At 59.9% G+C, this 12,931-nt stretch carries 10 protein-coding genes; 4 read left to right on the top strand and 6 right to left on the bottom strand.

Going from position 1 to position 12,931, the window contains the following annotated elements:
• Nucleotides 1-56 precede the first annotated feature (56 nt).
• The 3 genes from ACWNZ3_RS00475 to ACWNZ3_RS00485 all read right to left on the bottom strand — a co-directional run bounded on the left by ACWNZ3_RS00475 (nt 57) and on the right by ACWNZ3_RS00485 (nt 4,993).
• A complete protein-coding gene (locus ACWNZ3_RS00475) occupies nt 57-932 on the bottom strand; it encodes a ribokinase (RefSeq protein ID WP_496900829.1) in 876 nt (291 codons plus the stop codon).
• On the bottom strand, nt 929-3,187 hold the full coding sequence (locus ACWNZ3_RS00480; RefSeq protein WP_114274029.1) for an NADP-dependent malic enzyme: 2,259 nt from the start codon (nt 3,185-3,187) through the stop codon (nt 929-931). The genes ACWNZ3_RS00475 and ACWNZ3_RS00480 overlap by 4 nt, the downstream gene beginning before the upstream one ends.
• Before the next feature lie 75 nt (nt 3,188-3,262).
• The gene (locus ACWNZ3_RS00485) at nt 3,263-4,993 is read right to left on the bottom strand and encodes a glycosyltransferase 61 family protein (RefSeq protein ID WP_496900830.1); all 1,731 of its coding nucleotides are present in this window, start codon (nt 4,991-4,993) and stop codon (nt 3,263-3,265) included.
• A 164-nt stretch (nt 4,994-5,157) separates the two neighbouring features.
• Here ACWNZ3_RS00485 and mutS point away from each other — a divergent pair, with 164 nt between their 5' ends.
• Nucleotides 5,158-7,779, top strand: coding sequence for a DNA mismatch repair protein MutS (gene mutS, locus ACWNZ3_RS00490; RefSeq protein WP_496901924.1), 2,622 nt, complete (start codon nt 5,158-5,160; stop codon nt 7,777-7,779).
• A 48-nt stretch (nt 7,780-7,827) separates the two neighbouring features.
• Here the strand turns inward: mutS and ACWNZ3_RS00495 are convergent, their stop codons facing one another.
• Both ACWNZ3_RS00495 and hrcA read right to left on the bottom strand, forming a co-directional pair.
• Entirely contained in the window at nt 7,828-8,391 is a 564-nt protein-coding gene (locus tag ACWNZ3_RS00495; protein WP_269363211.1) for a nucleotide exchange factor GrpE, read from the bottom strand.
• Nucleotides 8,392-8,400: 9 nt separating this feature from the next.
• The gene (gene hrcA, locus ACWNZ3_RS00500; RefSeq protein WP_269363209.1) at nt 8,401-9,465 is read right to left on the bottom strand and encodes a heat-inducible transcriptional repressor HrcA; all 1,065 of its coding nucleotides are present in this window, start codon (nt 9,463-9,465) and stop codon (nt 8,401-8,403) included.
• A gap of 96 nt (nt 9,466-9,561) precedes the next feature.
• On the opposite strand from hrcA, the gene rph reads away from it, so the two are divergent.
• The 3 genes from rph to hemW are packed head-to-tail and all read left to right on the top strand — an operon-like array spanning nt 9,562 to nt 12,033.
• The gene (gene rph / locus ACWNZ3_RS00505) at nt 9,562-10,275 is read left to right on the top strand and encodes a ribonuclease PH (RefSeq protein WP_269363207.1); all 714 of its coding nucleotides are present in this window, start codon (nt 9,562-9,564) and stop codon (nt 10,273-10,275) included.
• Nucleotides 10,272-10,883, top strand: a complete 612-nt coding sequence (rdgB, locus tag ACWNZ3_RS00510) for an RdgB/HAM1 family non-canonical purine NTP pyrophosphatase (RefSeq protein WP_496900831.1) — start codon at nt 10,272-10,274, stop codon at nt 10,881-10,883. The genes rph and rdgB overlap by 4 nt, the downstream gene beginning before the upstream one ends.
• A complete protein-coding gene (gene hemW / locus ACWNZ3_RS00515) occupies nt 10,876-12,033 on the top strand; it encodes a radical SAM family heme chaperone HemW (RefSeq protein WP_496900832.1) in 1,158 nt (385 codons plus the stop codon). Before rdgB ends, hemW begins: the two co-directional genes overlap by 8 nt.
• On the opposite strand, the gene ACWNZ3_RS00520 is transcribed toward hemW, so the two are convergent.
• Nucleotides 12,030-12,929, bottom strand: coding sequence for a ParB/RepB/Spo0J family partition protein (locus ACWNZ3_RS00520; protein WP_114274037.1), 900 nt, complete (start codon nt 12,927-12,929; stop codon nt 12,030-12,032). The genes hemW and ACWNZ3_RS00520 overlap by 4 nt on opposite strands.
• Nucleotides 12,930-12,931 lie beyond the last annotated feature (2 nt).

Genomic DNA, 12,931 nt, shown 5'->3' on the forward strand with positions numbered 1-12,931 from the left:
CTCTCGGGACATCGGCGATACGGAGTGTATCAGGTTAAAGGCGGGACGCTGTAAGGTCAGCTCCCGAAATCGTGGTCCTGGATATCCTTGAGGTCCGGGATCACATCGGCGGTGCCCTGCCGGGCCACCATCAACGCGCCGGCCTTTTGCGCAAGTTCAATCGCGTCGGGCATGTCCTTGCCCCGGTCCAGCGCCGCAACAAGATAACCGGTAAAGGTGTCCCCCGCGCCGGTGGTATCCACGACGTCGGTCTTGAAAGCCGGAAAATCGCGTTGTGTCCCGTCAGTGCCGGAAATCCAGCGGCATCCATCCGCACCCAGGGTGACGATGATGTCTGCGATCGGCAAATCGCCCAGCGCGGTGCCCGTTGCCTGCTCCAGCTGCGCCGCCTCGACCGCGTTCAGGACCAGCAGATCGACATGCTCGATGATCCGGGTCACGCTGTCGTCCTTGAAGGGCGCGGCGGCATAGGCGACCCGCATCCCCAGCAGCCTGGCGGTCTCTGCGGCAAAGATCTGGCCCAGTGTCTCGTTCTGCATCAGCAGGAAATCACCGGGCGATGCCTCGGCCAGCGCCGCGCCGATCATCTGGTCGGTGACCATGTGATTGGCACCGGGGAACAGCACGATATTGTTTTCGCCCGCCGCATCGACGTTGATGTTTGCATGGCCCGTCGCCGTTTCGATCACGGTGATATGCGCCGTTTCGACCCCGTATTCCAGCAGCCTTGCCAGCGCCCAGGTGCCATCCTGACCCACGGCGCCGATGTGCATGACCCGCGCCGCAGCACGCGCGGCGGCAACGGACATGTTCGCGCCCTTGCCACCCAGCCCCTGGTGAAAGCCGGTTGCAGCTATCGTTTCTCCCGGCCCGGGCAGATGCGGCAGGTTGTAGAAATTATCCGCATTTATCGAGCCGAGATTCCAGATCATTCGCCGACCTTGCAGGCCGCAAGAATGGCCATGTTCAGAATGTCGTTGGCGGTGGAGGTGGTGGAGCAGATCTGAATGCTCTTGTCCAAACCTGTCAGGATGGGGCCGATCACCGTGGCACCCGCCATTTCCTGCATCAGCTTTACCGAAATGCTGGCGGAATGGCGCGCTGGCACGATCAGGATGTTCGCGGGGCCGGTCAGGCGCGAGAACGGATATTGCTTTTGCGCATTCGTGTTCAGCGCCACATCGACGGTCATTTCGCCTTCGTATTCGAAATCGACACCCCGAGCGTCCAGTATCTCGGGCGCAAGATGCATCTTTTCCGCCCGTTCAGAGACCGGATATCCGAAGGTCGAGAAGCTGACAAAGGCCACCCGTGGTTCCAGCCCCATGTGCCGCGCCACGGCGGCACCGCTTTCGGCAATGTTGGCCAGGTCATTCTCGTCCGGCCATTCGTGAACCAGCGTATCGGCAATGAACACGATCCGCCCCTTGTGCAGCAAGGCGGTGAAACCTGCGGCCCCGTGTTCCGCATTGGCCTCGAACACGTGGTTCAGCCGTTCCAGCACATGCGCGGACTTCCGGGTGACACCGGTGACCAGACCGTCGCCATGCCCATGCGCCAGCATCAACGCGCCGAACACATGCCGGTCGCGGGCCGCGAGACGATGAATGTCCTTGCTGTCAAAGCCACGCCGCTGAAGGCGCCGGTACAGAAAGTCCTTGTAGGTGCCCAGATGCTGCGTGTTCGCCGCATTGATGACCTCAAGCTCGCGCACCGCGTCTTCCATGCCGGCCGCTTCCAGTTTCTCCTTCACGTCCTGATCGCGCCCGACGACCAGGGCCTTGCCCAGACCGGCACGCTGGTACATCACCGCCGCCCGCAACACCCGCGGATCGTCCCCTTCGGCAAAGATCATCCGGGCCTGGTTGTTCCGCGCCCGCGCGTTGATGCCCCGCAGGATGTTTGCCGTCGGATCCATCCGGGACTTCAGGTTCAGCTCATAGGCATCCATGTCGATGATCGGACGGCGGGCTGCCCCGGTGTTCATGCCGGCCCGCGCGACGGCGGGTGGAATACGGTGGATCAATCGGGGGTCGAACGGGGTCGGGATGATATAATCGCGTCCGAAGGTCAGCGTCTTGCCATAGGCCACCGCCACCTCGTCCGGCACATCCTCTCGGGCGAGGTTGGCCAGCGCATGGGCACAGGCAATCTTCATCTCGTCGTTGATCGCGCGGGCATGAATGTCGAGCGCCCCGCGAAAGAGATAGGGAAATCCAAGGACGTTGTTCACCTGGTTCGGATAATCGCTGCGCCCCGTGGCCACGATGGCATCCATGCGAACGGCATGGGCCTCTTCCGGTGTGATTTCAGGATCGGGGTTCGCCATTGCGAAAATCACCGGGTTGTCCGCCATGCTTTCGACCATCGCGGGCGTCACCGCGCCCTTGACGCTGACGCCCAGGAACACATCGGCCCCCTTCATCGCCTCGTCGAGCGTGCGCAGCTTGGTATTCGCGGCATGGGCCGACTTCCACTGGTTCATGCCCTCGGTGCGGCCCTGATAGATGACGCCCTTGGTGTCGCACATGATGCAATTGTCATGTTTGGCACCCATCGACTTGAGCAGTTCAAGACAGGCGATACCGGCCGCCCCGGCACCGTTCAGCACGATGCGCACATCCTCGATCTTTTTCCCCGACAGATGCAGCGCGTTGATCAGACCTGCAGCACAGATCACGGCGGTGCCATGCTGGTCATCGTGGAACACGGGGATGTCCATCTCTTCCTTGAGACGCTGTTCGATGATGAAACACTCAGGTGCCTTGATATCCTCAAGGTTGATCCCGCCAAAAGTCGGCCCCATCAGGCGCACCGCGTTGATGAATGCTTCGGTGTCTTCCGTATCCAGCTCGATGTCGATGGAGTTCACATCCGCAAACCGTTTGAACAGGACGGACTTGCCCTCCATCACCGGTTTGGACGCCAGCGCGCCCAGATTGCCCAGCCCCAGCACGGCGGTGCCGTTTGAAATCACCGCCACAAGGTTGCCCTTGTTGGTGTAATCATAGGCCGTTTCCGGGTTCTGCGCGATCGCCTCGCAGGGCACTGCAACACCGGGCGAATAGGCAAGGCTCAGATCGCGCTGTGTCGTCATCGGGACGGTCGCGGTGATCTCGAACTTGCCCGGACTCGGCTCAAGGTGGAACGCAAGTGCTTCTTCGGAGGTGATACGATTGTTTGACACAGACAGGGCCCTTTGGATTTTCTGGGACTAATAACCGTGAATTGACCCATGCACAATCTCAGCCCGAACGCTCGCTCAGGCGATGTAGCGCACCCATTCATGGTTTTTGACAAAGGCGCTGTGCCGTTCCGGGAAATCGGACTTCAGCCGGGACAGCGCCCAACGGATCACCTGCGGGCGTTCGCAGCGGTTTGCGCACCAGATGATCCTGATCAGGGTTTGCCAGCGGGTCGGGTCGGCCTTGAAGGATTTGTCCAGAGCGACAAGCTCTGATTTCGGCTCGTCCAGCTCCTTGTGGCAATCGGCCTTCAAGATGCAAAGCTCGACATCTTCGGTGACCATGTTTGCATGTTGCTCCAGCACCGCGACAGCGCGGGCGGCAGACCCGGCCTGAAACAGCCGCCGCGCCAGACGCCCCACGGCATCGACGGACTTCAGGTCAGGTACATGGCCTAGTATGCTCACGACAAACGCCATGATCTGCGCAACCGCCACCTCGGAAACGGCAACAGGGACAATGGAATCCTTGCTGAAATGTGGCTCTACCAAGGGGTCTTCGGCGTTGAAATCCGCAAAGAAGCTGATGTACCTGCATTGCGATGCATTGGCGAGCGGCCAGAAATCGCCCCATCTGAATTGCGCCGTCTGCAGGGTTCCGATCTCGATGATATGGGCATCGGGACTGGCAAAAAGCATGTTCGCAAACCCCGCACCATGATAGGAAATCATCACCTCGGCCCGCGCCATCAGCGCAACCTGTTCGAGGGGGTGCAGGTTTTCGAAAACGACATACTCAAAGTCGAAAAGCCCAAGATGCTCCAACAGCAGGTCCTCGCCTGCCATATGCCTGTCACGGCTCTGCCGCGAGTCCCGTCCGACGAAAAACCGCCTGGGCAGATGCGGAAACTCCTCACCCTCGATCGCCGCCAAAGCCCGGTCGCGCAGGGCAAGCAACATGCTGCTGACCGAATTCATCGCCAGGTTCGCATTGGACCTGGTGTTCAGCAGATCTTCGTCCTGATCAACGGCGGCAGGCGCAAGCGCCGCGATCCCCGCCAGCATCTCCTTTGGCATCTGCGCATGGCCACCAAGGAAATCATATGCGGTCAGGACCCTGTCATACTCCTTTGGCGCACGTTCGAAAAAGACCCGCCCGGTATATTCGGGGAACAGCGCCTCGACGAAGGCTTCGGTAAAGGGGCGGTGTTTTTCCTCGGCGTTGGGGAAGTGGAAGTAAATGTTTCCCTGAAAATCCAGACCATCCAGCAGGGTCAGCTGAGGCAGTGCTTCCGTCAGGAAATGATAGAAATTGAACGTGTTCCGGCATTCGACCGCAAAGGGAACATCAGGCTCTAACACAGCGGAATACAGCGGTATCTCCCGCGACGCATTGGCGCTGCGGCATTCTGCCAGATAGGCGTCCAGCATCATGTCCACGTCAGATTCCGCGTCTTCGTTTTCCCAACGATAGCGGTTGATCAGCCGCGTCCCGGAGGCCCCGCTCAGCAACAGGCGATCATGCGCCATGATATAGGATTTGCGAAAACTGGCCTGTTCCAGCACGACCGGCACCGCGTTGAACTCAATCGCCTTGCGAAAGACCTTCTGCTTTTTCGTCACGGCAAGGAATGAAGAAATCTTTTTGTTGATCTCTTCATGCGCGCTGGCTGCGAAACCCTCGATGACCGCACGGGGCATCGGCCGCCAGATAAATTCCGGCTCACGCAGCAGGCTGATCCCCTCGTCCACCCATGGATTCAGGAACAGGGTCTCGGGCGGAAATTTCAATTCGATCTTGTTGCGCAAGGATCGGCGTCTTTCTGCGGCGTGGATGTTGCCAATGTTTCTAGCACGCCTGTTCAACCCGTCCACCGCGAAGGATCACGCCGCCCCTTTCGTTGTGCGACCTGTTTTTGTACAGACACACAATAAAGGGAGAAAACCTGGTGAGCAGCGAAAAAGTAACGCCGATGATGGCGCAGTACCTGGAGCTGAAGGCGGGCTACGCCGATGCGCTGCTGTTCTATCGCATGGGCGATTTCTACGAAATGTTCTTTGACGATGCCGTCGCGGCGGCGGAGGCGCTGGATATTGCCCTGACAAAACGCGGTAAACACGCGGGCGATGACATCCCGATGTGCGGTGTCCCCGTCCATGCGGCCGAAGGATATCTGCTGACCCTGATCCGCAAGGGGTTTCGCGTTGCCGTCTGCGAACAGATGGAAAGCCCGGCAGAGGCCAAGAAACGCGGCCACAAATCCGTCGTGAAACGCGATGTCGTGCGGCTGGTCACTCCCGGCACGCTGACAGAGGAAACGCTGCTCGAAGCGCGGCGCCACAATTATCTTGCCGCCTTTGCCGAAGTCAGGGACGAAGCCGCGCTGGCCTGGGTTGATATCTCCACCGGTTTCTTTCAGGTGATGGCCCTGCCCGCCGTCCGGCTTGGCCCGGAGCTCGCCCGCCTTGCCCCCGCCGAACTGATTGTCTCCGAGTCGAGGGAAGCGGACTATCGCCATCTGGAAACGGAATTCGGCACCGCCCTGACCGGCATCGCGCGCTCCGCCTTTGACAGCACAAATGCCGAAATGCGGATTTGTGCGCTCTATGAAGTGGGCACGCTGGACGCCTTCGGCAGCTTCACCCGTGCCGAGGTCTCGGCGATGGGCGCGCTGATCGACTATCTGGAGATCACGCAAAAGGGCAAGCTGCCGCTCCTGCGCCATCCACAAAAGGAAAGCGAGGCCCGCAATGTCCAGATCGACGCGGCCACACGGCGGAATCTCGAACTGACCCACGGGCTCGGCGGCGGGCGCGCGGGATCGCTGCTGGCGATCATGGACCGCAGCTGCACCGCCGGCGGCGCAAGATTGCTGGAACGTCGCATTTCCAGCCCTTCCCGCGTGTTAGAGACGATTTCGCAACGGCTTGAGGCAGTGTCATACGGCTATGACAACACCCGTATCACCCGGCAAATCAGGGACAGCCTGCGCAAGGTGCCGGATCTGGACCGGGCACTGTCGCGCCTGTCGCTCGACCGCGGCGGACCAAGGGACCTTGCAACCATCCGGAACGGGTTGGCCGAAGCCGCCCTGCTGGCCGAAACCCTGCGTGAACAGGATCTGCCCCCCTTGCTGGCAACGGCAGTTGACGGGCTGAACGGCCATGACAGCCTGACCGACCTGTTGGATCAGGCCCTGATTGCAGAGCCGCCCCTGCTGGCAAGGGACGGTGGATTCATCGCGCCGGGATATCACGCCGAACTGGATGAAGCGCGGCAGCTGCGCGACGAAGGGCGCAGTGTCATCGCCTCCATGCAACAGAATTATGTCTCTGACACGGGGATTTCCTCGCTCAAGATCAAACATAACAACGTCCTGGGCTACTTTATCGAGACGACGGCAACCCATGCGGAAAAGATGTTGTCCACACCCCTGTCAGAAAGGTTCATCCACCGCCAGACCACGGCCAATCAGGTCCGGTTCACAACCGTCGAACTGTCCGAAATGGAGACCAGGATCCTCAACGCGGGCAACCACGCGCTGGAAATCGAAAAGCATCTGTTCGAAGACTTGAAACAGGCGGTTCTGAACCATGCCGCCGGAATCGGCGTGGCGGCCTCCGGCCTCGCGGAAATTGATCTGGCTTTCGGTCTGGCCGATCTGGCGCAGGCGGAAAACTGGGTCAGGCCCATTGTCGACGATTCACGCGCCTTTGACATTTCCGGGGGCAGGCACCCGGTCGTCGAACGCGCCCTGCGGCAACAATCCGGCGATCCCTTTGTCGCAAATGACTGCGATCTGGGGATCGACGGCGATGGCGCGCATATCTGGCTGCTGACCGGGCCGAACATGGCGGGTAAATCCACCTTCCTGCGCCAGAATGCGCTGATCGCACTGATGGCGCAAATGGGCAGCTTTGTACCCGCGGACAGCGCACATATCGGCCTGATCAGCCAGCTGTTCAGCCGCGTCGGCGCCTCCGACGATCTGGCGCGGGGGCGGTCCACCTTCATGGTCGAAATGGTCGAAACCGCGGCGATCCTGAATCAGGCAGATGATCGCGCCCTTGTCATCCTTGACGAAATCGGCCGCGGCACCGCCACCTATGACGGCCTGTCCATCGCCTGGGCCACGCTGGAATACCTCCATGACGCCAACAAATGCCGCGCCCTCTTCGCCACCCATTATCACGAGATGACGGCGCTTTCGAACAAGCTGGACGGCGTCGACAATGCCACGGTTGCGGTCAAGGAATGGGAAGGCACGGTGGTCTTCCTGCACGAGGTCCGCAAAGGTGCCGCCGACCGGTCCTACGGGGTTCAGGTGGCGCAGCTTGCAGGACTGCCGGAAACCGTGATCGCCCGCGCCCGCGTTGTGCTGGAAGCCCTGGAAAAAGGCGAGCGCGAGGGTGGTGCCACCCAGAAAACCCTGATCGACGACCTGCCGCTGTTCTCGGTCAACCCTGCCCCGGCACCGGTGAAACGCGAGAAATCCGAAGTTGACGAACAACTTGCCGCGATCATCCCCGATGAGCTGACACCAAGGGAAGCGCTTGATCTGCTCTACAAACTGAAAGAGGCGGCCAAAACCTGACCGCCCCTTCATTGTTCTTTCAAATACACAAAATCGACGGTTGCCGCGTTAACCAGCAGGGGTTGAAGACACGCCAACCTGTGCCGGGCGCAGCAGACGGTCATGCAGCATGAAACCCTCTGCGGCGACCTGGATGATATCGCCCGCCTTGGTATCGGGAACCGGGGCCTCGAACATCGCCTGATGGTGCTTGGGATCGAAACGATCACCAACTTCGGGCGCAATGACTTCGATCCCGTGTTTCTTGAACACGTTCAAAAGCTCGCGCATTGTCAGCTCGACACCCTCAAGCACCGGGCCCGATACGGCGCGCTGTTCTTCGGTTGCCGCTTCCAGGGCACGCTTCATGTTGTCATAGACCGGCAGCATGTCACGGGCGAGTTTCGACCCGCCATAGTTCTCGGCCTCGCGCCGGTCCTTGTCCGACCGCTTGCGCGCGTTTTCGGCATCCGCCAGAGCCCGCATGAAACGGTCCTTCAGCTGATCGCGCTCTGCCCGCAGCTGGTCCAGTTCCAGTGCTTCATCGTCGATTTCCGCCATGCTGTCAGCAAATTCTTCGTCTTCCGCCGCATCAATATCGTCGAGAAAATCATCGTTCTTCGGCTCAGCCATTTTTCCCCTCTAGCTCCGGTCGGAAACCAGTTTTCCGACCAGTTGCGCAGTATAATTTACAATCGGCACAATGCGACCGTAGTTCAGCCGCGTGGGACCAATCACACCGACGGCCCCGATCACCTTTCGATCAGCGTTCATATAAGGGGAAACCACCAGAGAGGAACCCGAAAGTGAGAAAAGTTTGTTCTCTGAGCCGATAAAAATGCGAACACCGTCGCCACCTTCGGCAAGTTCGAGAAATTCGGCGATATCACGCTTCCTCTCAAGGTCGTCGAACAGGGATCTGATGCGCGCCAGGTCTTCCTCTGCCGCGTCGATTCCCAGCAGATGCGACCGCCCTCTGACGATCAGCCGCTCGGAATTTTCGTCGTCCCCGGTCCAAAGCGCCAGACCGCTTTCAACTAGTTGCTGCGCCAGAAGGTCGATCTCCTGGCGGCGTTCCGCGATTGTCTGCGCGATGCTGCGCTGCAGCTCGCTCAGGGTCTTGCCTTCAACCAGGGAATTCAGGAAATTCGCCGCCTCGCGCATCGAACTGGGGGTCTGTCCCGGCGGCGGCGTGAACAGGCGGTTTTCCACATGACCATCCGAAAACACCAGAACAACCAGCGCGCGGTCATGAGACAGTGAAACAAACTCGATGTGCTTGATCGGCGCCTCGTGTTTCGGCGTCAGCACCAGCGACGCGCCCTGCGTGACGCCCGACAATGCCGAACCGACCCGGTCCAGTAGGCCACTGACATCGGAGACGTTATCGCCAAGGGTTGCGTCGATCTTTTCGCGATCCGTGTCTGTGGGTTCGCCCAGCTCGATCATGCCATCCACGAACATCCGCAACCCCAGTTGCGTCGGAATGCGGCCAGCGCTGACATGGGGAGAGCCCAGAACCCCCATGTATTCGAGGTCCTGCATGACATTGCGAATCGTCGCCGCGCTGACCTTTTCGCTGAAATCCCGCGTCAATGTGCGCGAGCCGACGGGATCACCGCTGGAAAGATAGCTTTCGACAACCCGGCGAAACACTTCGCGGGACCTTTCGTTCATTTCTTTCAAAAGATCCGAGGTATCACTCATGCCCCCAATAAAGGTGCCATTGGTGGAAACGTCAATCGGGGTTGCATCATTGCAGTGCTGGGCGCTATGCCAAAGGCAGTTCAAAAAGGATCATACATGCGACCTTCAGGCCGGAAACTCGATGAAATGCGCGCTGTCTCTGTTGAGGTCGGCTTTACCAAACATGCGGAAGGATCCGCGTTGATCAAGGTGGGCGATACCCATGTTCTGTGCACCGCCACGATCGAGGATCGGGTGCCGCCCTTCATCAAGGGCTCCGGGCTGGGCTGGGTGACAGCGGAATACGGCATGTTGCCCCGCGCGACCAACACGCGGATGCGCCGCGAATCCGCCATGGGCAAACAAGGTGGCCGGACCGTCGAGATCCAGCGCCTGATTGGCCGTGCCCTGCGCGCCGGTGTCGACCGCGTGGCCCTGGGCGAACGCCAGATCACAATCGACTGCGACGTGCTGCAAGCCGATGGCGGCACCCGTTGCGCCTCCATCACCGGCGGCTGGATCGCGCTGCGTCTTGCGGTGAACAAGCTGATGAAGGCCGGGGACGTTATTTCCGACCCGCTGGTTGATCCCGTTGCCGCGGTCAGCTGCGGCATCTATGCGGGCCAGCCGGTTCTTGATCTGGACTACCCGGAAGATTCCGAAGCAGGCGTGGACGGCAATTTCATCATGACCGGCAGCGGCAAGCTGATCGAAATTCAGATGAGCGCGGAGGGATCGACCTATTCCCGCGATCAAATGAACCAGTTGATGGATCTTGCCGAAAAAGGCGTTTCCGAACTGGTCGCCATCCAGAAATCCGTCACCGCATGACCCGCAAGTTCACCGAGACCCGGATCCTCTTTGCCACCCACAACGCTGGCAAGCTGGAAGAGGTGCAGCAGCTGTTCGCGCCTTACGGCGTCTCGGTTGTCGGTGCTGCCGAAATGAACCTGCCGGAGCCGGAAGAGACGGAAAGTACCTTTGTCGGCAATGCGCGGATCAAGGCCCACGCAGCCACGAAGGCCACCGGCATCCCTGCCCTGTCGGACGATTCCGGAATCGAGGTCGAGGCGCTGGACAATGCGCCCGGCGTCTATACCGCCGACTGGGCCGAAACGCCGAACGGCCGTGATTTTCTGATGGCGATGACCAAGACCCATGATCTGCTGGAGAAGGCAAACGCCCCGCACCCGCGCCGGGCAAGGTTTTGCGCCACGATGGTCCTGGCCTGGCCGGATGGCCACGACGAGGTTTTTGAGGGAACCGTGAACGGCACTCTGGTGTGGCCGATCCGGGGCGAACTGGGGCACGGCTACGACCCGATGTTTCAGCCCGACGGGCATGAACAGACCTTTGCGGAAATGACCGCCGATCAGAAGAACGCCATCAGCCACCGCGCGGATGTCTTCGCCAAGCTGATCACGGGCTGCTTTGACTGAAGACTGGCAAAACGGGGGCTTCGGCCTATATATCCATTGGCCCTTTTGCGAGGCGAAATGCCCTTATTGTGACTTCAACAGTCACGTCAGCCGCCGGATTGACCATGCCGCTTGGCGCGATGCCTATCTTGTCGAACTGAAGCGCGCGGCCGCCGAAACAAGGGGCCGGGTGCTGAATGCCGTTTTCTTTGGCGGCGGCACGCCCAGCCTGATGGAACCGGAAACGGTCGCAGAGATCATCACGGCGATCCGGGCGCATTGGCCCACCGCAAATGATCTGGAAATCACGCTTGAGGCCAACCCGGGTTCCGTCGAGGCGGGCAGGTTTGCGGCCTTCAAACAGGCGGGCATCAACCGGGTTTCCATGGGCATCCAGGCCCTGAACGATCCGGACCTGCGACGTCTGGGGCGGTTGCACAACGTGGCAGAGGCGCTGACCGCTTTTGACATTGCCCGAAATGAATTTGACCGCGTCAGCTTTGACCTGATCTATGCCCGGCAGGACCAGTCGCTGGCGGATTGGGAAGCAGAGCTGAAACAGGCACTGTCCCTCGCGATAGATCATCTTTCTCTCTATCAACTGACGATCGAAAACGGCACGGCCTTTGGCGACAGATACAGCAGAGGCAAGCTGCGCGGCTTGCCCGACGAAGACCTGGGCGCAGATCTGTATAATCTGACGCAGGAGATCTGCGGCACCATGGGCATGCCCGCCTATGAGGTGTCAAACCACGCCCGCGATGGCGCGCAATCCCGGCACAACCTTATCTATTGGCGCTATGGCGATTACATTGGCATCGGCCCCGGCGCGCATGGGCGCCTGACCATCGGCGGGCAAAAATGGGCGACGGAATGCTATGGCCAGCCCGACCGCTGGCTGAATGGTGTGCAAGACTTCACTACCGAAAAGCCCCGCAGCCTGTTGTCCGGAAAGGATCAGGCGGCGGAATATCTTCTGATGGGTCTGAGGCTGAAGGAAGGGATCGACCCAAATCGTTACGCCGCCCTAGCCGGAGAGATTCTGAGCCCCTCCGCCCTGGACCACTTAACAGAGATCGGCATGCTCGATCAGGCGCGTGACAGAATAACCGTTACAGATCAAGGGTTTATGGTCCTGAACTCGGTCATTGAGACTCTTTTGCCCGGTTAGGACCCGCCCAATATGCGGCAAAGCTCATCCAGTTGTTCAAGTGAGTCATATTTGATCGCCAACTGGCCGGATTCCTGCCCCGGCTTGTGATCCAGCGTCACCTTCATGCCAAGTGAAGCGGACAAATCCCCTTCAAGCGCCCGGGTGTCCGCATCCTTTTCTTCCCGCGACGCGGCATTTGACGACGTCTTTGTGGGGGCTGCATCTCCCTTAAGCTCATTCCTCACCAATGCCTCGGCAGCGCGTACAGACAGACCACCTTTGACAATGGCCTGTGCCAACTTCAAAGGGTCCGATGCCGGAATAAGCGCCCTTGCGTGACCAGCGCTGAGGTCGCCGCTGCGCACCATGTCGATCACCGGTTCAGGCAGCGTCAACAGCCGCAAAAGATTCGCGATATGGCTGCGGCTCTTGCCCAGGGCCTCTGCCATCTTTTCCTGCGTATGGCCAAACTTGTCCATCAATTGCCGGTAGCCAGCCGCCTCTTCAATCGCATTCAGGTCAGCCCGCTGAATGTTCTCGATGATGGCGACTTCAAGCACTTCAGCATCTGAAAAATCGCGGACGATAACCGGAAGTTCATGCAGCTGCGCCAGCTGCGCCGCCCGCCAGCGGCGTTCGCCAGCGACAATTTCAAAACTGTTGTCAGACCGGACGCGCACAATAAGCGGCTGAATCACGCCCTTTTCGCGGATTGAGGATGCAAGATCGTTCAAATCCGACTGTTCGAACCGCTTCCTTGGCTGGTCCGGGTTCGGTGAAATCCGCTCAATCGGGACGAATTGATCTGCCGCTGCAATGCCCTGAGCCGCGACCCGCTCCGATTCCGTGACATCCGACATCAGGGCAGACAGGCCTCGACCCAAGCCGCGTTTCCGTTCCTGTTTATCTGCCATGT

It is taken from the genome of Sulfitobacter sp. IGS-18 (assembly GCF_059628195.1).

Coding starts and splice junctions, on each gene's coding strand:
- ACWNZ3_RS00520 (WP_114274037.1), bottom strand. CDS start 12,929: ATGGCAGATAAACAGGAACGGAAACGCGGCTTGGGTCGAGGCCTGTCT.
- ACWNZ3_RS00475 (WP_496900829.1), bottom strand. CDS start 932: ATGATCTGGAATCTCGGCTCGATAAATGCGGATAATTTCTACAACCTG.
- ACWNZ3_RS00495 (WP_269363211.1), bottom strand. CDS start 8,391: ATGGCTGAGCCGAAGAACGATGATTTTCTCGACGATATTGATGCGGCG.
- hrcA (WP_269363209.1), bottom strand. CDS start 9,465: ATGAGTGATACCTCGGATCTTTTGAAAGAAATGAACGAAAGGTCCCGC.
- rdgB (WP_496900831.1), top strand. CDS start 10,272: ATGACCCGCAAGTTCACCGAGACCCGGATCCTCTTTGCCACCCACAAC.
- mutS (WP_496901924.1), top strand. CDS start 5,158: ATGATGGCGCAGTACCTGGAGCTGAAGGCGGGCTACGCCGATGCGCTG.
- rph (WP_269363207.1), top strand. CDS start 9,562: ATGCGACCTTCAGGCCGGAAACTCGATGAAATGCGCGCTGTCTCTGTT.